Genomic DNA, 18,142 nt, shown 5'->3' on the forward strand with positions numbered 1-18,142 from the left:
AGGTTTTCTTTTAGCTTTCAGTCACGGATTCAATGATTGGTAAGTAGACGGTAAAGGTCGTTCCAATCCCTGGATGGCTTTTTACAGTAATCGTTCCGCTAAGTCGTTCGACGTAGTCTTTGACGATGGCAAGGCCAATCCCTGAGCCACCAGTATTTCGAGTTCGCGCCTTATCAACCCGGTAAAAACGTTCGAAAATGCGTGCCAAGTCCTCTGTTGCAATTCCGATACCAAAATCCTGGATGGAAAAATGTAACCCTTGCTCTTGGGAAAATTGGATACCGATTTTTCCGTTTGGCAAAGAATAGTGTAGGGCATTTTCAATTAAATTCTTACAAATCGGATAAAACAAAGCGAGCGGCGTTTCAAATGTCGCAGTTTGCGAACCCTCGATGGTCACAAGGAGATTTTTTTCTTGAATCATTGTTTGATACCCTTCAATCATCTGTGTGAAAAAAGGTTGTAATTGGATTCTTTCCTTTTCGTAAGTAATTTCGCTGCCTTTTGAGAGCAGAATAATTTCTTGTGTGAGCTTTTCTAAACGATGCGCTTCTTTTTGCATGATGGTTAAAAAGGCCGTCAATGTTTCAGGGTCCTCTTTTGCCCCATCAAGTAATGTCTCGGTAAAGCCAATCAAAGAAGTAATCGGTGTTTTCAGTTCATGGGAAACATTCCCGACAAAATCTTTTTGCATTTTTTCTAGTTGGTGAATCCGGGTGAAATCATAGGAAACACCTAAAATTTGCTCTGTTTCTGAAAAATAACTCAGCGAAATGGCCAGTCGTTTTTTCCAATGTTGGGTAACGATTTCTTGATGAATAAAGGGCGTTTTCTCTGTTAGTTGATAGACCATTTGAATCAATTCAGGTTCGACAATCACTTTTTCAAAGGATTCTTTTTCCAAAAGGTCAAGATAGACACCCAGTTGCTCTTTCAGCGCTTGATTCATAAAGGTAATTTCATGTTGACTATTTAGTAAAAAGACGCCAATCGTTAACTCCTCTAAAAGAAAGTAAAACTGTTTTTCGGTGGCTTGGTAGGATTGATAGGTCTGACTCAATCCTTGACTCACTTGATTGACACTTTGATAAAGCTCGTCCCACTGAGAAGTATCCGCAATAATCGTTTCGGCATGGGCAGGGTCGGCAATCATTCGTTTGAGAACCGGTAGAATCGTCTCTATTGGCCGATTGCGCCGTTGGATAATTTTATAAAGAACATAAGAAACGAGCGAACAAAGGGTAAAATAAACGAGGAAGATGCCTTGTTTCATTTGTCTTGCTTCTGGCCAAAAGGCAGTCACGGGTTCTGCAATCCGTAAGATCCCAAGCAATTCGTTTTTTTTCTTAATCGGGACTGCGACGTAAAGCAATTTTTTATCCAAGGTTGGACTCTTTCGCAGCGATTTTCCTAAGGAATTATTTTTGAGTACGGCTTGAATTTCTGGTCGATCGGAACGCTCGCCTTGTAAACGTGGGTCAAAGGTATCAAAGAGAATGTTCCCTTTGGCATCAAGACCCGTTAGACGTTCTTCTTCCCCGAGTGTTTTCTTTGTCGCAAGTTGCTCAATTTTTGATAATTCTCCATTTGAAAGTTCAAGAAACAAATCGGCTTTTTTTTCAAGGTAGTTGGTTTGTTGAGAGATCACTTGTTGATCATAAAATGTATGAATAAAATACCAACTAAGAGAAAAGAGAAAAAATAGCAAAAGCGCCCAAATGAAGCGCAACGAGCGTGGCTTTACTTTATCCATGGCTTGGTGCCTGGAATTTGTAGCCGAATCCACGAATGGTTAAAAGGTATTGTGGTGTTTTTGGATTGGGTTCAATTTTTTCCCTTAAATGACTAATATGGACATCGACAATCCGTGTTTGTCCATCAAAATCAAAATTCCAAATTTGATTCAATAGGGTATCGCGGTCGATGACATGGTTTTTTCGACGCATAAAATAAGTTAATAATTCAAACTCTTTTGGCGTCAAGATGACCGGCTGGCCAGCGACGGTGACTTGATAGGTTGCAAGATCAGCTTGGATGTCTCCGACGACCAGTGTTTTTTCTCCCTCGTTCATCGTTTTTTCTTCCGCATGACGCGGCTCCATTCGTCGAAAAATGGCCTTCATTCGGGCAAGTACTTCCCGTGGACTAAAAGGCTTGGCTAAATAATCATCGGCGCCAATTTCCAGCCCTAAGATGCGGTCAATGGGATCATCTTTGGCTGTTAAGATTAAAATGGGGGTGTCAATTTTTTCTTGACGCAGCCGTTTCATAATTTCAATGCCATCCATTGAAGGCAACATCACATCTAAAATAATGAAATCAAAGGCTTCATTTAGACCCAGTTGCAAGCCGATTGCACCGTCCATCGCCGAGGTCACTTGATAGCCTTCTTTTTCTAAATTAAAAGTTAGTAAAGTAACAATTGATGGTTCATCATCAACAACTAAAACTTTTTTCATAAGCCACTCCTTTTGAATTTAATGGTTCAAAGGTATTTTAGCATGAAATCGGTGTAAGCACTATGGTAGTCAGCAATTAAATGGTATAATGAATCTCGACTGCAAAGAAACAGAGGTGAGGAAATGATTGGTGTGAGTGCTTGTTTGGGTGGTTGTCCGGTTCGTTATGATGGACGTGACCAAACAGTAGAGGCAATCCAGGTGTTACTCCAAAAGAATCAAGCGATTGCTGTGTGCCCAGAAGTGTTGGGCGGCCTGCCGATTCCTCGTGATCCAGCCGAGATTGTCGGTGGCGACGGTTTTGCTGTTTGGCAAGGGCGGGCAAAAGTCGTGACGAATCAGCAAGAAGATGTGACCGAAGCTTTTAAACAAGGTGCAATCCGCGCTTATCAGGAACTCAAAAGGCAACAAATTGAGACACTCATCTTAAAGGAAAAGAGCCCTTCTTGTGGCAGCCAATGGATTTACGATGGCACCTTTTCAGGGACGAAAAAACAAGGTGTCGGTGTCGCAACGGCCTATTTCTTAAACCAAGGCATCAAGGTGTATTCTGAAACACAGTGGTTACAAGAGGAGGGATGAAGATGCAAGTAGAAAAAACGAATCGGATGAATGCTCTTTTTGAATGTTACGCCACCCTTCTAACGGAAAAACAAATGAACTACATGGAACTTTATTATGCAGACGACTATTCTTTAGGTGAAATTGCCGAAGAGTACGGGGTGAGTCGTCAAGCTGTTTATGATAATATTAAACGAACAGAAAAAATACTCGAAGATTATGAAAGAAAACTGCACGTTTACTCTGACTACGTCTTGCGTGAAGAATTATTAACTGGACTGGACGTCTATCTGAAAGGACATTATCCGAAAGATACCACTTTAGCAACTTACGTAAAACAACTACAAGAAATTGATGAATAAAGGAATGAGAGAAAAAAATGGCATTTGAGAGTTTAACAGACCGCTTGCAACAAGCGATGGGGCGTTTGCGCCGTAAAGGAAAAGTAACAGAAGCCGATATTCGAGAAATGATGCGTGAAATTCGACTGGCATTACTTGAGGCCGATGTAAACTTACAAGTCGTAAAAGAATTTACAAAAAATGTACGAGAACGGGCAATTGGTGTTGAAGTTCTTGAAAGTTTGTCTCCTGCGCAACAAATTGTGAAAATTGTTGATGAAGAATTAACGAAAACCCTTGGTTCTGAAACCGTTGGCATTGAAAAATCACCAAAAATTCCAACAGTGATTATGATGGTTGGTTTACAAGGGGCTGGTAAAACAACTTTTGCTGGAAAATTAGCGAATCATTTAATGAAGACGGAAAAAGCCCGTCCACTGATGATTGCTGGAGACGTATATCGACCAGCAGCGATTGATCAGTTGAAAGTGTTAGGACAGCAATTAGACGTACCCGTCTTTGATATGGGGACCGAGGTTAGTCCAGTTGAGATTGTTCGTCAAGGAATGGCACTCGCTCATGAAAAGAAAAATGATTATGTCTTAATTGATACGGCTGGGCGTTTGCATGTCGATGAGCATTTGATGGAAGAGCTCGCTCAAATTAAAGAAATTGCCCAACCGAATGAAATTTTACTCGTTGTCGATGCCATGACCGGACAAGATGCGGTTAATGTGGCAGAGAGCTTCAACAAACAATTAGGCATTACCGGGGTGGTCATTACCAAACTCGACGGGGATACTCGTGGAGGAGCGGCCCTGTCGATTCGTGCCGTTACAGGCGCACCAATTAAATTTACCGGGGTTGGTGAGAAACTGACGGACCTTGAAGTCTTCCACCCAGATCGGATGTCGAGCCGTATTTTAGGTATGGGAGACATGTTGACTTTAATTGAAAAAGCCCAACAAGACTTTGACGAGAAGAAAGCGGAAGAACTTGCGGTGAAGATGCGCGAGAACACTTTTGATTTTAATGACTTTATTGAACAATTGGACCAAGTTATGAGCATGGGACCACTGGAAGATTTACTAAAAATGATTCCTGGGATGAGTCAAGTACAAGGGATGGAGAACTTTAAAGTCGATCCAAAAGACGTCGCACGTAAAAAAGCGATTGTTCTTTCCATGACCAACGCTGAACGGGAAAACCCAGACTTGTTAAATCCAAGTCGTCGTCGACGGATTGCCGCCGGTTCTGGAAATAGCGTGGTTGAGGTCAATCGTTTAATCAAGCAGTTTAAAGAATCACAAAAAATGATGCAGCAAATGAGTAAAGGCAATATGAATGCCATCCCTGGTATGGACCAAATGTTTGGAACAGGAATCAAAGGAAAACTAGGGAAAATGGCCATGAACCAAATGGTTAAAAAGAATAAAAAGAAAATGCGTAAAAAGAAGAAAAAATAAACAAACGGTTTGAGAATGATTCGATTCTCAAACCGTTTTAGTTGATAAATAAAAAAGAAACCGCTATCATGTAATAAAAGGAGGAATGCCAAATGCCAAATAAAGACCAAGTAAAGGGAAAAGTCACTGAAGTGAAAGGAAAAGTCACTGGTGATGAATCAGAAGAATTGAAAGGGAAGTTGGAACAAAAAGTTGGTGACCTGAAAGAAAAAGTGGAACATGCAGTAGAAGGTGTCAGCGAGAAGGTAAACGACTTACTAGATAAGGATAAGAAAAAATAAAAAACTGCAAATGATTTAAAAATAGAAACCCTTGAAAGCGATGCTTCGATTTTGCTCCCAAGGGTTCTTTCTTTTTCTTTTTTAAAGACGTCCGTTTGCTTTTCTGAAAGCCCGTTGACGCATGAAACGGTCCCAATGTTTAGGAAGTACATCAATATAAACGAGAAAGAGACTAGTCAAAAGACAAAAGATGAAAATAATGCTACTGGAGACAATGGAGGGAGCATTGTGTTCACGATTAACGAGAGAATAGCTCCAATTGGCAAAAGGCAGGACAAACCAAAGGCTCGATAAAAGAGTTAAAATAATAAAAACAGGTAGACGTAAAGTCGGCACGGTTAACATTTGCCCATTGTTTTCAAGTGACGTTTGTTGATAAACTTTTTCCGCGAAAAAAAGTGCAAGAACAGTCAGTGCACCATAAGAAAGCAAGGCCCACCAAGGTGTCCCGGTTTTTCCAGGCAACATCACAAAGAATGATTCGAAATCAAACCAAATGGTTTTACTAGTAAAGTAATGAATCAGCTGTGTGACTTCGCCATATAAGTCACTCGTTGTTAGGAAAGAAACGAGGACAAGTCCTACGACGATTGGGCCAAGGACGAGATTTCCAAGTAAGGTGCCCAGTAGTAGGCCACCAGCGAAAGCTAGAGCAAGGAACATCCAATGGCTAAGTCCCGAATAAAGCAGTTGTAGCAAGGTTGCATTCATATATTTTTGAGGGATAAAAGTAGCTGTAAGCAAAATGTTCCCTAAAATACTCAGTGCAAGAGTGGCGAATAAGGGCAAGGCGAAATATCGGATTTTCCCTTGAAAGAGCGCCTTTTTCGTCCATGAAAGTGAAAAGAGAAATTGGTTGTAATTGCCTTTTAAATCAATAAAGAACAAGCAGAAACCGATAAGAAAAATCAGATAGGCGCTCAGGTTAATCAAGTGAGCATCAAATTTTTTCCAGTAGGAGACACCCGCTTGGTAACGATCGCCAAACACATTTTCAGAAGGATCGTTTGGGTCAGCAATAAAGCTTTGCTGATAAACTTGTAAAGAATAAGTTTGATACTCTTCAATGTTTTTTGGCAAGATGACTTGGTCCATTTCGTTGTCATAACCGATATCATAGTATTCAGGTTTTTTGTTAAATTCTTCAACAAATGCGGTTGACTCTAAATAGTTTTTGGTGTTCTTCCAGTTACTCACCTGCAAGATTCCACTGCCTAGGTACAGCAGGAGAATTCCCAAAATTAACAGAAATAACGGGGTTCGATAACGAGCATCATAGATTTTTCGTAGTTGTTTATCCATTGTTTGGTCCTCCAATCATTGACTCTTGACTTAAATTTGCTTCAAATAAGTCTTCCAAGGTCAATGGTAATTCTTCAAATAAAATCGGTTCAAAAGAACGGATTTCTTGTTCAAGTGCTTCCGTGTAGTTTTCAAAGAGGGCATTGATGACACGACCTTGGATATCGATCACTTTGGAATGCTCTTTCACAATATCCGGCACTTTTTTTGATTTAAAAACAAATTGCACTTTCCGTGCATTTTGCCGTAGGGTTTCCAATCGGTAGTCTTGCATAATTGTTTGACCTTTAATAATCAACGCCCGATCGATGAGCCCTTCTAATTCATTTAGATTATGGGAAGCAATTAAGGCCATACGGTTGGTTTCACTTAGGTTTTCTAAAAGCAGCCCAATGACTTGCTTACGAACAATGACATCTAAGCCGTCAAAAGGTTCATCAAGTAAAAGATAGGTAGCATTCGAACAAATCGCTAAAATCATTTGGAAAAGACCTTGCATGCCTTTCGACATCCGACGGTAACTTAAATTAATGGGGAATTGATGTTGTTTCATAAGGGCGATAAATAAATCTTGGTCAAATTTTGGATATGCTGCTTGATAAAATTGATTGATTTTCTTTAAGGAGTACATGTTTAGGAAATTTTCTTTTTCATCAATGTAAAAGATTTCTTCTCTTTGACGAGGGTCAATGGCCAAGTTGGTCCCATAAATACTGATTTCACCATGATCCGGTGTATATTGTCCACTGATCGTCCGAAAGAGGGTGGTTTTTCCTGAACCGTTTCGACCAATGAGGCCAACAATTTCATTGGGATGTAAAATGAAGTTGACGTTTTTGATGATTTCTTTTCCATCAATGTTTTTTCCCACTTGTTCGAGTTTCATGCTTCGTTGCCTCCTAACTTTTCTTCAGCTTCTTTGAGCCACTGTCTGATTTCTTTTTCAGTGACTTGTAGGTGTTTTGCTTCAATAATCAGTTCATTGAATTGTTGTTGTAATTCATTGATACGTCTCAAATCTCTAGGCCCACTTTCTATTTGTTTAACAAAGGTTCCTTTTCCTTTGACTGTGACTAATACTTGTTCCGACTCTAATACCTTATACGCCTTACTAATCGTATTGGGATTCATGAGTAGTTTTTTCGCCATTTCCCGCACAGAGGGAATTTGATCGCCAGGTTCTAAAATTCCTTGTAAAATATCCTCTTTGATGCCAATGACTAATTGCTCATAATAGGGTCGGCTACTTTCTTTATCAATCTTAACCATCGAAACTCCTCTCTGAGTGATACTAGGTGTTCTAGTTCAGCTCATACACTTTGTGTGTACTAATATACCTAGTACACTAAAATAATGCAAGCTTTTTTTCAAATAAACTAAAAAATTCCATTGTTTCCTCTCAGGAAATTCTTTATTCTTAAGAAAAGAAAGAAGACGAGGTGGCCAAATGACTGAAGTAATTGCTTATTTAGATGATAACAAAGAATGGACGAAGGCAGATATTCCAGCAGAAAAGTTAACGATTATTAACTACGCTTTTGCCAATATCATTGGACTGGAAATTGTCCGTGATTTGAAAAAAATTCATTTGATTAATGAATTGAAAGAAGAATACCCACATTTAAAAACATGTATTAGTATTGGTGGTTGGAGTGCGGGTGGTTTTTCAGAAGCGGTCGCGACCAAAGAAACTAGAGAACTTTTAATTACGAATTTGGTACAGTACATGCAAAAATATGCTTTTAATGGCATTGATTTAGATTGGGAATATCCAGGGATGGATGTTGCCGGGATTGCGGCATCTGAGGACGATGCACAAAATTATTTGTATTTTGTGCAGGAATTAAGAGCTGCTTTAAATGCCTTAACCAAAGAAACAAAAGAAACTTATTTGCTCACGGCAGCGATTGGTGCAGCAGAAGAGCTATTAGAAACGATGAGTCCAGACGGTGAATATCGTTACATTGATTCCTTAGATTTTGTGAATGTAATGACCTACGATATGCGCGGTAGCTTTACCCAAGTTGCTGGGCATCATACAAACTTGCTTTCTTATTCCAAAAAAGAAGGCAAGTTAAGTGCCGAAGCGTCGGTCAATCACTTAATGAAAAAAGGGATTGATCCACAAAAAATCGTCATTGGTGCGGCTTTTTATTGTCGCTATTGGACAGGCTTTCCTGCAGGAACGATCGATCCAGTCGGCGTAGAAACGACAAGTTTTGGTGGCAATACGTATGACTACAATCAATTGAAAGATATTTTGGCAGCGAACCCTGAAGCGATTTTTTGGGATGACCAAGCACAAGCTCCTTATTATTTTGATGGCACGCGATTTATTTCTTACGACGACCCGCGTTCGATGGCAGCCAAAGCAGACTATGTGAAAGCGAGAAATTTACGTGGCCTCATGTACTGGGAACACTCTTTAGACTTAACAGGTGACTTATTGACTGCTGCCACCGATCGATTGAAATAAAAACAAAAATTCCTAACCGACCGTCGTTGTCAGTTAGGAATTTTTGTATTTTAGGTTATTTTACCAACTTGTCAGTGAAATCTAAAAAGGCATCTGTAATTGATTGGAAGAAACCAATCGTATTTTCAGGGAATTCACCGGTGGCTTCTAATAATTGAGTCACATTGCCAACGTAAGCTTCGGGTTGTTGCAAGGTAGGCATATTAACAAAAGTGAGTGATTGACGTAAATGGTGGTTTGCACCAAAGCCAGAAATCGCACCAATCGAGACGGAAACGACCAAGGCCGGTTTACCATCCCAAATACTTGCACCGTAGGGACGAGAACCAACGTCAATGGCATTTTTGAGCACGGCAGGCACGGAGCGATTGTATTCAGGCGTAAAGAAAACAAAGGCATCATACTTTGCCGCTTCTTGACGAAAAGCAGTCCAAGTATCAGGAGTATTTTCTTTTGTTTCAAGGTCTTCATTGTAAAAAGGGAGTTGCCCGATTTCTAAGTAACCGACCGTTGCATGTTTCTCGAAAAGTTTTTCAAATGTTTCGGCAGTTTTACGATTATAAGAACCTTCACGTAAACTACCGACAATAAAACCAATTTTTCTTGTCATCATTGCATTCCTCCAACTTTCTTTGATAGCTTCATTTTATTACTAATTCGAGGTAATGGCAAATAAAACGCTTTTATTAAAAAAAGTGAAGGTGTAAAGAAAAAACTCTTTACACCTCGGGGAAAGTTTGGTATATTAGTTCTTGTGATTAAAACTAATGGAGGTGTAATATAAATGGCAGTTAAAATTCGTTTAAAACGTATGGGTTCAAAAAGAAATCCTTTTTACCGTATGGTTGTTGCAGATTCTCGTTCTCCTCGTGATGGACGTTTCATCGAAACAGTGGGTACTTACAATCCAGTAACCGATCCAGCTGAAGTAACAATTAAAGAAGATTTAATTTTAGATTGGTTAGCAAAAGGTGCACAACCTTCAGATACCGTTCGTAACATCCTTTCTAAAGAAGGCGTTATGAAAAAACACCATGAAGCAAAATTCACTAAGAAATAAGGAGTTTGGATATGAAAGATTTAAAAGAGTTAGTCTTGACAATCGTTCGTCCGCTCGTTGCTCAACCGGATCAAGTGTTACTTGAAGTGGTGGAGTCAGAAGATTTCTATGAATACAACTTAACTGTTGCACCAGAAGATATCGGCCGTATCATCGGCAAGCAAGGACGCGTGGCGAAAGCCATTCGGACCATTGTTTACGGTGTACGTACGGAAGGACCCAAGAAAGTTCGATTGAATATCTTAGATGGCAAGTAGTGAGGACGACTAGACATTTTGTTTAGTCGTTTTTTTTCACCTTAAAAATAAAACAGAAAAATTCAGACTAAAGGACCATGTGTGTCTGAGTACTTTTTGTTAAAATAAAAAGAAAAAAAGGAGGATGCTTATGGAAATCCTCGTGATGCTCATTGTCGGACTGATTTTGTTACGTTTTATCATCAAAACAGGTTCGTTTTTAATCAGGATCCTTGCTCTAGGCCTACTCGTTATTGGCCTATGGTACTTTAGGTATGAAATCGTAAATCAATTGGATGAGTTAAGTCGGACTTTTTCTCTTGAAAATTGGTTTTCAGGCTTTTTTAATTGGATTGAACAATTATGGTCGAATGGGATAAAGTGGTTGAATCATTGATTTTTACTAGAAAATCTTTGGACTTTTACGAAGAGAGGTTCAAAGATTTTTTGATTGTCGGGTTATGATAAAAAATATTGCAGATCAATGGAGAGGAGCCGGGCGTGCGAAGTGAGGAACAGAAGTTAAATTATGGAATGATTAGTTTGATACAATTTATTTTGGCTGTCTTGGTTGTGATCTTTCATTGTTCACGTATATTTCCTAGCGACGAATGGCACTTTTTTCAAAAAAGCATCCTTAGCCGTCTTGCCGTGCCCTTTTTTATGATTGTTTCGGCTTTTTTCATTCGTTGGAAAGGAGCAGAAAATCCGTTCTATCAAAAATACTATTATAAAAATTACCTGAAAAACTATTTATGGTGGAGCTTGCTTTATATCCCTTATGGCTATACTTACTTTCTTAGCTTGGAGTTGCCGATGTATCTGTTGCCGCTGGGAATACTCTTTGCTTTGCTATATATCGGGATGTGCTATCAGCTATGGTATCTTATTGCCTTCTTAACGGGAAGTTGGCTTGTTGAGCGATTCCGACAATCTTGTTCCTTGCTTGTTGTAACAGGGATGGCTTTTTTACTTTACCTGGTAGGGAGTGTCGAAACGTATGCGGGCTATTTAGAAGAAACGCCCTTGATGCCTTTTTTTTCGAAATATCTGACACTTTTTTTTACCACAAGAAACGGTTTGTTTTTTGCACCAATTTTTATTTGTGTCGGTTATTTATTGTATGAATACCGAAAGGCGTCATTTTTTAGCGAAAAGGCAGGCAGCAAACTTCTTTTTTCATTCTTCTTTTTAGTCCTAGAGGGTGTCCTCGTTTTTAAAAATCCAGGAATTGATAAAAATTTTTTGATTACTTTGGTACCAACGTCTTTGTTTTTATTTAATTGGAGTATACGCACCACACGATTTTCTAAGAGAAATTTTCATAAATTGAAACAGTTAAGCATGCTTTATTTCTTTATTCATCCGATTTTTATTGAAATCTTATTTCGGACTTCATTAGAAAGCCGCGTTTCTTTCTATCAATATGGATGGCTCAGTGTGCTCTTTACACTGACTTGTACGCACGCCACTTCTGAGTGTATTTTGTGGCTGCAAGAAAAGAAGTGGCGCCCTTTTCCGAAGTTTAAAAAAGCTTAATCTATCAATAAGAGGCAAATCAAATGGAAAAAAACTTCAAAAGTTTGACAGTAGGTTTGTATTGAGTGAAACCAAAAAATGGTTCTGGGTTTCAGTGTGAAACGCGGTGAAGGGGAGGCATCGTTGAAATTTTAGTCAGTGATAAGAACAAGATAGCAGTAGAAAGAAAAAAGCCTTTGATATGAAAATATCAAGGGCTTTTTGTCGGTTTTGATTAACGACGGATTTCTTTGATACGAGCTGCTTTTCCGTGTAATGCACGTAAGTAGTATAGTTTCGCACGACGAACTTTACCGTAACGAACAACTTCGATTTGAGCAACACGTGGTGTATGTAATGGGAAAGTACGTTCCACACCCACACCGTTAGAGATTTTACGAACAGTGAAAGCTTCGCTGATTCCAGCTCCGCGGCGTTTGATAACAACACCTTCAAATAACTGGATACGTTCGCGAGTTCCCTCAACAACCTTTGCATGTACGCGTACTGTATCTCCAGCACGGAATGCAGGGATGTCTGAACGTAATTGATCTTGTGTTAATTCTTGAATTAATGGGTTCATTTTGACATTCTCCTAATTTCCAAACATTCATAAAGTTTTAACTTCAGCGGAATATCGTAATAGATGAGTTTTTCACTCACTGATGTATCATATCACAATCACAATAGACTGTAAAGAGAAAATTCTTGTCAAGAAAGATTTTCTTTCTTGATTTCGAGGAGTAATTTTTCCATTTCCGGTGTGAATGGAATCTTTTCAAGCATGTCTGGGCGACGAAGATAAGTGCGGCGTAACGATTCTTTCAGTTGCCACTCAGCGATTAATTTATGATTCCCATTCATTAGAACTGCAGGGACTTCCATTCCATTAAAAACAGCCGGTCGCGTATATTGAGGATGTTCCAAGAGTCCTGTGGAATGAGAATCGGTGAGGGCAGAGACCTTGTTTCCTAAAACCTCTGGTAATAAACGAACCGTCGCATCAATCATCACCATGGCACCAAGCTCACCACCAGTTAAGACATAATCTCCTAAGGAAACTTCATCGGTAACAAGACTCCGAATTCGCTCATCGTAACCTTCGTAGTGGCCGCAAATAAAAATTAAATGCTCTTCTTCGGCAAATGCTTCGGCCATTTTTTGATTAAAAGGTTTGCCAGCTGGATCGAGCAAAATGACTCTTTTTTTCGTTTGAGGAGAGGCTGCTTCAATTTTAGCCAAGTTGTCATAAACGGGTTGGACTTTCAACAACATCCCAGCACCCCCACCATAGGGATAATCATCGACGTTTTGATGTTTATTATCGGAAAAATCTCGAAAGTTTGAAACGTTTAATTCCAGTAACCCTCTTTCTCGCGCTTTTCCAATCATTGATTCGCCCATTGGTCCTTCAAACATGCGTGGGAATAACGTTAAGACATCAATTTTCATCGTCAATCAAACCTTCAGGAATTTCAACATGGATTTCCTGCGCATCCACGTCAATTTCCTTAACAACTGACTCAATGTAAGGAATTAAGACATCTTTTTTACCTTGGCGTTGGATGGTCCAAACGTCATTTGCGCCAGTAGAAAAGATTTCTTTTACTTTTCCAAGTTTTTCCCCCGCTTCATCAATGACCGTCGCGCCAATGATTTCGTAGTAATAATATTCATTTTCTTCCAAATCAGTGAGATCGGCTTCTGAAACTTTTAAAATGCCGTCTCGAAAGATTTCGACATCATTGATATTGGGGTAGCCTTCAAAAGTTAATAAGTCAAAATTTTTGTGTTTACGATGGCCGCTAACTGTTAATTCAAGCGGTGCGTGTCCATCCCGAAAAAGCGTCAATTTTGCTCCTTTTTGATAACGTGCTTCCGGGAAATCGGTTTGGGAAATCACTCGGACTTCCCCGCGAATGCCATGGGTGTTGACGATTTTGCCAACATTTAAATATTCAGTCACAATTCTTCCTCTTTTCTTTTTCATTCTTGTTTATTTTAGCATGCTTACCTTGAGAATACTAGTTTTCGATTAGAGGGGAAAAGGGTTATGTTTTTCGAATCAGAAAAAGCATGTTATAATAAAGAAAAAGGAGGCGCTTACAAAATGTTGACAGAATATAAGAAAATCTTAGTTGCACTTGATGGGTCGGTTCAGTCAGAAAAAGCCTTTAAAGAATCAATTGAAATTGCCAAAAGAAATGCTGCAACCTTGTATTTGACTTGGATTATTAATGACATTGAACTCACTACCAGTGCCTATTCTTTCGCAAAATTATTAACGGAAGAGCAAGCGTTTGTCGAAGATTTTATGGTGAAGAAAGTCCAAGAATTAAAAGACGAGGGAATTGAAAAAGTTGAGACGATTGTTGAAATTGGTTCACCAAAACGAAAAATTGCTGTTGATGTGCCAGATGAGTATGGAATTGATTTGATTATTATGGGGTCAACCGGTAAAGGAGCAATCACACAAGCCTTGGTAGGGTCAACGACGTCTTATGTCGTTAATCATGCACCATGTAATGTGATGGTCATTAAATAAGGGGGCACAGATTCGGCAATTACTAGGAAATTTTAGGACAAGTATTTTTAGCCACCCAAAAATTGGGGAAGGTATTTTTTAAAATTTATCACAAAAAAAGTCGACGCGGACAATTTGTCCAAGTCGACTTTTTTGAATGAAAATTTAAAGACCGATTAGAGGAGCGGGATCAACAAAACCTGACCAAATCCCCGTTGCGATTCCAAAGTGTAGGTGAACGCCTGTTGAATTTCCAGTTGTTCCCATGCCACCGACAATCGTTCCTTGACTCACGCTTTGACCAACAGATACTGCAAAGCTACTTAGGTGAAGGTAATAAGAGTAGTAGCCATCTCCATGATCAATGATGACATGGTTTCCAGCACTCGGATCATACCCTGCCGTGAGAACTGTTCCAGCTTTTGAAGCAAAAATTGACGTTCCTGCTGAACCAACTAAGTCAATGCCATCATGTAGATCAGAGGCACCGCCACCCCAAGGGTTTGAACGCCAACCGAAAGTACTTGAAACAGAGAGACTGCTAACTGGTCTCCCCCAACCACTAGACGAGGGCACACTAGGTGTCTCGACAGTCGGTGTGTCAACCGAAGGCGTTCCAGTATTTGTGGCACCACCCGCTGATTGATTGTTGGAGTTGTTTTGTGCTTGTTCGTTTTCAAGGGCTTGTTCGAAAGCTTTTGCTTCTTCGCGAGCTTCTTGTTCAGCTGCCGCTTTACGGGCTGCCGCTTCTTTTGCTTTTTGTGCAGCAAGTGCTTTTAATTCTTCTTCACGTTTTCGAATGGCTTCTGCCTTTTGTGATTCAAATTTTGCCTTTTGTTTTTTTTCAGTGGCAATCATACTTTGTAGGTCATTAATCGCCACTTCTTGGTCGAGACGAGCGCTAAATAAGGCTTCTTGTTGTTCTTTCAGTAATTGACTTTGTTCTTCAATGACAGTTAGACGTTCTTGTGCTTCCTTTGATACTTCCTCAAGTTTGGCTTGATCTTCTTTTTGTTTGACAATAATTTCATTATTGGCATTGACGATCGTTGTCACAGCTAGGGCGCGACTGAAAGCTTCATTAAGTGATTCTGCTGTTAGCACAGCTTCGATTAAATTGTTGTGTGATTGATTGACTTGTACGTTACGCGCTTGTTCTTCTAATTGTTCATTGCGTTTGGCAATCGCTACTTGTAAATCCGCAATTTCTGCGTGAAGTTCATTTAAACGTTCTTCTTCTTGTGCTTTTTTGGTAAGAATCGCATCAATATCTGCTTCGATTTGGTGCACTTGTGCTTCAATGGCATTTAATGCCTTTTGTGCAGCAAGTTGTTCGCCTTCTAAATTTGAAATTTTCTCTGTTTGCTTTTGAATTTTTTCATCATATTCATCTGCTTGAATCGTAATGACAGGGCTAAACATTAAAAGAGAGCTCAATGTTAGGACTGTTATTTTCTTTATATTAAACATAAGTAACCTCGCATCTAATTTTTTATCACAAATCCCATTATACACATAAACAAAAGAAATAGAGAAAATATTTGAAAAAGTTAGCCAACATTGATAGATTTAATCTAAATGAAATATTACTGTTTTATTTGAGATATGAATATCTATTCAGAAAAGAGGAGCAAAAATGACAAAAGAAGCCGAAAAGGTGCAAGTTTATCAATTATTATTACAACAACAACAAGGACTGCTCGAAAGTGAGCCTCATTGGTTGGCGAGTCTCAGCAATTCCTCTGCCTTATTGAATGAAACATTTAAAGGAACGGTCTTTGCCGGATATTATTTATTTGAAGAAGGGGAATTGATTTTAGGTCCTTTCCAAGGAAGAGTCTCGTGTACACGAATTCCTTTAGGCAAAGGAGTTTGTGGCGAGGCGGCAGAAAAACGTGAAAGCGTGATTGTAGCAGACGTGACAAAACATGCCAATTACATCTCATGTGATTCAGCAGCGAAATCGGAAATTGTTGTGCCAATGGTAAAAAATGGAAAATTAATCGGTGTCCTTGATCTAGATCATGCCCAGACAGGAAGTTATGATGCCGTTGATCAGATGTACTTAGAGCAATATGTTGAAATGATGCTGGCCGTTTTCCCAGAATACAAATAGCGAAAGAAGCTGTGGCAAAAGTCATTTTGCTCTGAGAAGCTAGAGGGAAATTCGAACAATTGCTTTTTCAATTGCTCGAATTTCATGAAGTTTCCAAAAGCACAGACTTTACTTTTGTTGCCCGTTTATCCGCCAAACTTTCGTAAAATACCTAAGGGCTGTGACAGCTGTCACAGTCCCTTTTTTGCGTTGTTTCTTGAAATTTACAAAAAAAAATTTTAGTTTACAGCAAGTTTACAAAAAATGGGTCGAATTTTAATAAACCGTTTCTATACTTAGTGGTAGAAGAAAGGGGCACGATGAATGACCTATATCACTGCACATTCTGGTAGTGATGGTACACCAGAAAATAATAGCGCCTTTTTATCTTTTTTTAAAGATAAGGGCATCGATGTTTTAGAAGTAGATGTACGGAAAAATCGGCATGGGCAACTTGTTTTGCATCATGACCCGTTAGAAACGGAGGGGAGTTACTGTTTATTAGAAACTTTCTTTAGCGAATTGGCTAAGTCACCCTTAAAAATAAACTGTGATTTAAAAGAAAAAAAACTCGAAGAAGCTGTTTTTCAATTAGCACAGAGGTATGGGAAGCATTCCGATGTTTTTTTAAGCGGTGAAGTGGAGACACGGCATCTGAAAAAATGGCCGGAGCAATTATTAATGAACCTAGAAAATGTCCGCCTTCCAGGCAAGTTAAAGACAGTCTGGAGTGAGGAAGCAAATGTAGAGCGGTTGGAACGATTAGCCGAGCAAGGGGCAAAACGGATTAATATTTCAGAAAAGCACTTAACAAAAACCATTTACCAAAGAGGTCAAGAGCTGGGACTAGCGTTTTCTGTCTGGACGGTGAACGATTTGAAAAAAATCGAATCTTATGTCCAACAAAAGCTCTTTAATGTAACAACTCGAAGGGCCTGGCAATATTTACAAACGAAGGAGACAAATCTATGAAGTATTTGAACCCCAAACGAATCTATAAAAGTTACGGCAAAAGATTCTTTTTTGAAACACTCTTTTTTTCTCTTTTTCTTTTATTTTTTTATGGACCGTTAGTGAATACCTTGATGCTCGCTTTCGCAGAGGAATATCAAGTACCTAATGTCTTACCAAGTAAATTTGGTTTTCAGTGGTGGCAATATATTTTCGCGCAAGAAAATTTGCTTCAATCGATTCTTTCTTCGTTTTTGATTGCCTTATTCACCACTTTTTTGTCGATGCTGATTTGTATTCCAGCAGCGTATGCCTTGGCTCGTTTTGAATTTAAAGGGAAAAGTTTTTTTCTGTTTTCCTTTCTCCTATCAAATGCCTTCCCCAAAATTGGCTTGTACACAGCATTGGGAATTTTATTTTATAAGTTTCAACTAATGGGCACATTAACTGGCGTTGTGATTGTTCATATTTTGAATACGATGATTTTTATGATTTGGATTCCTTCTAGTTCTTTTCAAAAAATTCATTCGCAGCAAGAAGAAGCCGCCAGAGACGTTGGAGCAGGAGCGCTTCGAACCTTCCTGCAAATAACTTTGCCAGCAGCAGCCCCTGGGATCGCGGTTTCTGGTATGTATACTTTTTTAGGTTCGTTAGAAGAGGCCCAAGGAACCTTGTTGGTCGGATTTCCTGAGGTTAAAACGATGGCCACTTCAATGTATGGCATTATATTAGATTATCCACCGATGGCCGGAGCAGTCTTTTCACTGATTTTAATCCTTCCAACCATTCTAATCTTATGGTTGTGTCGTAAGCTTTTTGGAAAAGATCTGTTTTCCGGTGGCATTTCGATGTAAGGAAAGAATAAAGGAGCG

23 protein-coding genes are annotated in these 18,142 nt (G+C 39.3%); 13 read left to right on the plus strand and 10 right to left on the minus strand.

Features of this window, described 5'->3' with window-relative positions; translation table 11 throughout:
- Window positions 1-10: 10 nt before the first annotated feature.
- Entirely contained in the window at window positions 11-1,753 is a 1,743-nt protein-coding gene (locus ACYSNO_RS07820; RefSeq protein ID WP_461730515.1) for a sensor histidine kinase, read from the minus strand.
- On the minus strand, window positions 1,746-2,459 hold the full coding sequence (locus ACYSNO_RS07825; protein WP_461730516.1) for a response regulator transcription factor: 714 nt from the start codon (window positions 2,457-2,459) through the stop codon (window positions 1,746-1,748). Before ACYSNO_RS07825 ends, ACYSNO_RS07820 begins: the two co-directional genes overlap by 8 nt.
- Window positions 2,460-2,582: 123 nt before the next feature.
- Between ACYSNO_RS07825 and ACYSNO_RS07830 the strand changes: the two genes are divergently transcribed.
- The 4 genes from ACYSNO_RS07830 (at window position 2,583) to ACYSNO_RS07845 (ending at window position 5,108) form a co-directional block, all read left to right on the plus strand.
- Window positions 2,583-3,041 carry a 2-thiouracil desulfurase family protein gene (locus ACYSNO_RS07830; RefSeq protein WP_461730517.1) on the plus strand — a complete coding sequence of 153 codons (459 nt, stop codon included), beginning with the start codon at window positions 2,583-2,585 and terminating at the stop codon, window positions 3,039-3,041.
- Between the two features lie 2 nt (window positions 3,042-3,043).
- Window positions 3,044-3,382: a putative DNA-binding protein gene (locus ACYSNO_RS07835; RefSeq protein ID WP_461730518.1), complete on the plus strand. Its 339-nt coding sequence runs from the start codon at window positions 3,044-3,046 to the stop codon at window positions 3,380-3,382.
- Window positions 3,383-3,399: 17 nt separating this feature from the next.
- Complete coding sequence (gene ffh / locus ACYSNO_RS07840) at window positions 3,400-4,827, plus strand: signal recognition particle protein (protein WP_461730519.1); 1,428 nt, start codon at window positions 3,400-3,402, stop codon at window positions 4,825-4,827.
- A gap of 92 nt (window positions 4,828-4,919) precedes the next feature.
- On the plus strand, window positions 4,920-5,108 hold the full coding sequence (locus ACYSNO_RS07845) for a CsbD family protein (RefSeq protein ID WP_461730520.1): 189 nt from the start codon (window positions 4,920-4,922) through the stop codon (window positions 5,106-5,108).
- Between the two features lie 81 nt (window positions 5,109-5,189).
- Here the strand turns inward: ACYSNO_RS07845 and ACYSNO_RS07850 are convergent, their stop codons facing one another.
- From ACYSNO_RS07850 to ACYSNO_RS07860, 3 genes are read right to left on the minus strand one after another with little or no spacing between them, the layout of a single operon-like run.
- Entirely contained in the window at window positions 5,190-6,410 is a 1,221-nt protein-coding gene (locus tag ACYSNO_RS07850) for a hypothetical protein (RefSeq protein ID WP_461730521.1), read from the minus strand.
- Complete coding sequence (locus ACYSNO_RS07855) at window positions 6,403-7,296, minus strand: ATP-binding cassette domain-containing protein (protein ID WP_461730522.1); 894 nt, start codon at window positions 7,294-7,296, stop codon at window positions 6,403-6,405. Before ACYSNO_RS07855 ends, ACYSNO_RS07850 begins: the two co-directional genes overlap by 8 nt.
- Window positions 7,293-7,679, minus strand: a complete 387-nt coding sequence (locus ACYSNO_RS07860) for a GntR family transcriptional regulator (RefSeq protein ID WP_461730523.1) — start codon at window positions 7,677-7,679, stop codon at window positions 7,293-7,295. The genes ACYSNO_RS07855 and ACYSNO_RS07860 overlap by 4 nt, the downstream gene beginning before the upstream one ends.
- 178 nt (window positions 7,680-7,857) lie before the next feature.
- Here ACYSNO_RS07860 and ACYSNO_RS07865 point away from each other — a divergent pair, with 178 nt between their 5' ends.
- Complete coding sequence (locus ACYSNO_RS07865; RefSeq protein ID WP_461730524.1) at window positions 7,858-8,886, plus strand: glycoside hydrolase family 18 protein; 1,029 nt, start codon at window positions 7,858-7,860, stop codon at window positions 8,884-8,886.
- A gap of 55 nt (window positions 8,887-8,941) precedes the next feature.
- Here ACYSNO_RS07865 and ACYSNO_RS07870 read toward each other — a convergent pair whose 3' ends face one another.
- Window positions 8,942-9,496 carry an NADPH-dependent FMN reductase gene (locus ACYSNO_RS07870; protein ID WP_461730566.1) on the minus strand — a complete coding sequence of 185 codons (555 nt, stop codon included), beginning with the start codon at window positions 9,494-9,496 and terminating at the stop codon, window positions 8,942-8,944.
- A 174-nt stretch (window positions 9,497-9,670) separates the two neighbouring features.
- Here ACYSNO_RS07870 and rpsP point away from each other — a divergent pair, with 174 nt between their 5' ends.
- The 4 genes from rpsP (at window position 9,671) to ACYSNO_RS07890 (ending at window position 11,721) form a co-directional block, all read left to right on the plus strand.
- Window positions 9,671-9,946 carry a 30S ribosomal protein S16 gene (rpsP, locus tag ACYSNO_RS07875; protein WP_461730525.1) on the plus strand — a complete coding sequence of 92 codons (276 nt, stop codon included), beginning with the start codon at window positions 9,671-9,673 and terminating at the stop codon, window positions 9,944-9,946.
- 11 nt (window positions 9,947-9,957) lie between these two features.
- Complete coding sequence (locus ACYSNO_RS07880; RefSeq protein ID WP_461730526.1) at window positions 9,958-10,203, plus strand: KH domain-containing protein; 246 nt, start codon at window positions 9,958-9,960, stop codon at window positions 10,201-10,203.
- Between the two features lie 130 nt (window positions 10,204-10,333).
- The gene (locus ACYSNO_RS07885; RefSeq protein ID WP_461730527.1) at window positions 10,334-10,579 is read left to right on the plus strand and encodes a hypothetical protein; all 246 of its coding nucleotides are present in this window, start codon (window positions 10,334-10,336) and stop codon (window positions 10,577-10,579) included.
- A 137-nt stretch (window positions 10,580-10,716) separates the two neighbouring features.
- Window positions 10,717-11,721: an acyltransferase family protein gene (locus tag ACYSNO_RS07890; protein WP_461730528.1), complete on the plus strand. Its 1,005-nt coding sequence runs from the start codon at window positions 10,717-10,719 to the stop codon at window positions 11,719-11,721.
- Between the two features lie 214 nt (window positions 11,722-11,935).
- On the opposite strand, the gene rplS is transcribed toward ACYSNO_RS07890, so the two are convergent.
- From rplS to rimM, 3 genes are all read right to left on the minus strand, one after another.
- Complete coding sequence (gene rplS / locus ACYSNO_RS07895) at window positions 11,936-12,283, minus strand: 50S ribosomal protein L19 (RefSeq protein WP_461730529.1); 348 nt, start codon at window positions 12,281-12,283, stop codon at window positions 11,936-11,938.
- 128 nt (window positions 12,284-12,411) lie between these two features.
- Complete coding sequence (gene trmD, locus ACYSNO_RS07900; protein WP_461730530.1) at window positions 12,412-13,152, minus strand: tRNA (guanosine(37)-N1)-methyltransferase TrmD; 741 nt, start codon at window positions 13,150-13,152, stop codon at window positions 12,412-12,414.
- Window positions 13,142-13,666, minus strand: a complete 525-nt coding sequence (rimM, locus tag ACYSNO_RS07905) for a ribosome maturation factor RimM (protein ID WP_461730531.1) — start codon at window positions 13,664-13,666, stop codon at window positions 13,142-13,144. The genes trmD and rimM overlap by 11 nt, the downstream gene beginning before the upstream one ends.
- 144 nt (window positions 13,667-13,810) lie before the next feature.
- On the opposite strand from rimM, the gene ACYSNO_RS07910 reads away from it, so the two are divergent.
- Window positions 13,811-14,245, plus strand: a complete 435-nt coding sequence (locus ACYSNO_RS07910) for a universal stress protein (protein ID WP_461730532.1) — start codon at window positions 13,811-13,813, stop codon at window positions 14,243-14,245.
- 144 nt (window positions 14,246-14,389) lie between these two features.
- Here the strand turns inward: ACYSNO_RS07910 and ACYSNO_RS07915 are convergent, their stop codons facing one another.
- Window positions 14,390-15,694 (minus strand): murein hydrolase activator EnvC family protein, encoded by a 1,305-nt coding sequence (locus ACYSNO_RS07915; protein WP_461730533.1) that lies wholly within the window; start codon window positions 15,692-15,694, stop codon window positions 14,390-14,392.
- Window positions 15,695-15,860: 166 nt separating this feature from the next.
- Here ACYSNO_RS07915 and ACYSNO_RS07920 point away from each other — a divergent pair, with 166 nt between their 5' ends.
- The 3 genes from ACYSNO_RS07920 to ACYSNO_RS07930 all read left to right on the plus strand — a co-directional run bounded on the left by ACYSNO_RS07920 (window position 15,861) and on the right by ACYSNO_RS07930 (window position 18,124).
- Entirely contained in the window at window positions 15,861-16,340 is a 480-nt protein-coding gene (locus ACYSNO_RS07920) for a GAF domain-containing protein (RefSeq protein WP_461730534.1), read from the plus strand.
- Window positions 16,341-16,643: 303 nt separating this feature from the next.
- Window positions 16,644-17,291 (plus strand): glycerophosphodiester phosphodiesterase, encoded by a 648-nt coding sequence (locus ACYSNO_RS07925; RefSeq protein WP_461730535.1) that lies wholly within the window; start codon window positions 16,644-16,646, stop codon window positions 17,289-17,291.
- Window positions 17,288-18,124 (plus strand): ABC transporter permease, encoded by an 837-nt coding sequence (locus ACYSNO_RS07930; protein WP_461730536.1) that lies wholly within the window; start codon window positions 17,288-17,290, stop codon window positions 18,122-18,124. Before ACYSNO_RS07925 ends, ACYSNO_RS07930 begins: the two co-directional genes overlap by 4 nt.
- The last annotated feature ends 18 nt before the right edge of the window (window positions 18,125-18,142 follow it).

The organism is Enterococcus sp. LJL98, assembly GCF_054871745.1.

Coding starts and splice junctions, on each gene's coding strand:
- ACYSNO_RS07820 (WP_461730515.1), bottom strand. CDS start 1,753: ATGGATAAAGTAAAGCCACGCTCGTTGCGCTTCATTTGGGCGCTTTTG.
- ACYSNO_RS07825 (WP_461730516.1), bottom strand. CDS start 2,459: ATGAAAAAAGTTTTAGTTGTTGATGATGAACCATCAATTGTTACTTTA.
- ACYSNO_RS07830 (WP_461730517.1), top strand. CDS start 2,583: ATGATTGGTGTGAGTGCTTGTTTGGGTGGTTGTCCGGTTCGTTATGAT.
- ACYSNO_RS07835 (WP_461730518.1), top strand. CDS start 3,044: ATGCAAGTAGAAAAAACGAATCGGATGAATGCTCTTTTTGAATGTTAC.
- ffh (WP_461730519.1), top strand. CDS start 3,400: ATGGCATTTGAGAGTTTAACAGACCGCTTGCAACAAGCGATGGGGCGT.
- ACYSNO_RS07845 (WP_461730520.1), top strand. CDS start 4,920: ATGCCAAATAAAGACCAAGTAAAGGGAAAAGTCACTGAAGTGAAAGGA.
- ACYSNO_RS07850 (WP_461730521.1), bottom strand. CDS start 6,410: ATGGATAAACAACTACGAAAAATCTATGATGCTCGTTATCGAACCCCG.
- ACYSNO_RS07855 (WP_461730522.1), bottom strand. CDS start 7,296: ATGAAACTCGAACAAGTGGGAAAAAACATTGATGGAAAAGAAATCATC.
- ACYSNO_RS07860 (WP_461730523.1), bottom strand. CDS start 7,679: ATGGTTAAGATTGATAAAGAAAGTAGCCGACCCTATTATGAGCAATTA.
- ACYSNO_RS07865 (WP_461730524.1), top strand. CDS start 7,858: ATGACTGAAGTAATTGCTTATTTAGATGATAACAAAGAATGGACGAAG.
- ACYSNO_RS07870 (WP_461730566.1), bottom strand. CDS start 9,496: ATGACAAGAAAAATTGGTTTTATTGTCGGTAGTTTACGTGAAGGTTCT.
- rpsP (WP_461730525.1), top strand. CDS start 9,671: ATGGCAGTTAAAATTCGTTTAAAACGTATGGGTTCAAAAAGAAATCCT.
- ACYSNO_RS07880 (WP_461730526.1), top strand. CDS start 9,958: ATGAAAGATTTAAAAGAGTTAGTCTTGACAATCGTTCGTCCGCTCGTT.
- ACYSNO_RS07885 (WP_461730527.1), top strand. CDS start 10,334: ATGGAAATCCTCGTGATGCTCATTGTCGGACTGATTTTGTTACGTTTT.
- ACYSNO_RS07890 (WP_461730528.1), top strand. CDS start 10,717: ATGATTAGTTTGATACAATTTATTTTGGCTGTCTTGGTTGTGATCTTT.
- rplS (WP_461730529.1), bottom strand. CDS start 12,283: ATGAACCCATTAATTCAAGAATTAACACAAGATCAATTACGTTCAGAC.
- trmD (WP_461730530.1), bottom strand. CDS start 13,152: ATGAAAATTGATGTCTTAACGTTATTCCCACGCATGTTTGAAGGACCA.
- ACYSNO_RS07910 (WP_461730532.1), top strand. CDS start 13,811: ATGTTGACAGAATATAAGAAAATCTTAGTTGCACTTGATGGGTCGGTT.
- ACYSNO_RS07915 (WP_461730533.1), bottom strand. CDS start 15,694: ATGTTTAATATAAAGAAAATAACAGTCCTAACATTGAGCTCTCTTTTA.
- ACYSNO_RS07920 (WP_461730534.1), top strand. CDS start 15,861: ATGACAAAAGAAGCCGAAAAGGTGCAAGTTTATCAATTATTATTACAA.
- ACYSNO_RS07925 (WP_461730535.1), top strand. CDS start 16,644: ATGACCTATATCACTGCACATTCTGGTAGTGATGGTACACCAGAAAAT.
- ACYSNO_RS07930 (WP_461730536.1), top strand. CDS start 17,288: ATGAAGTATTTGAACCCCAAACGAATCTATAAAAGTTACGGCAAAAGA.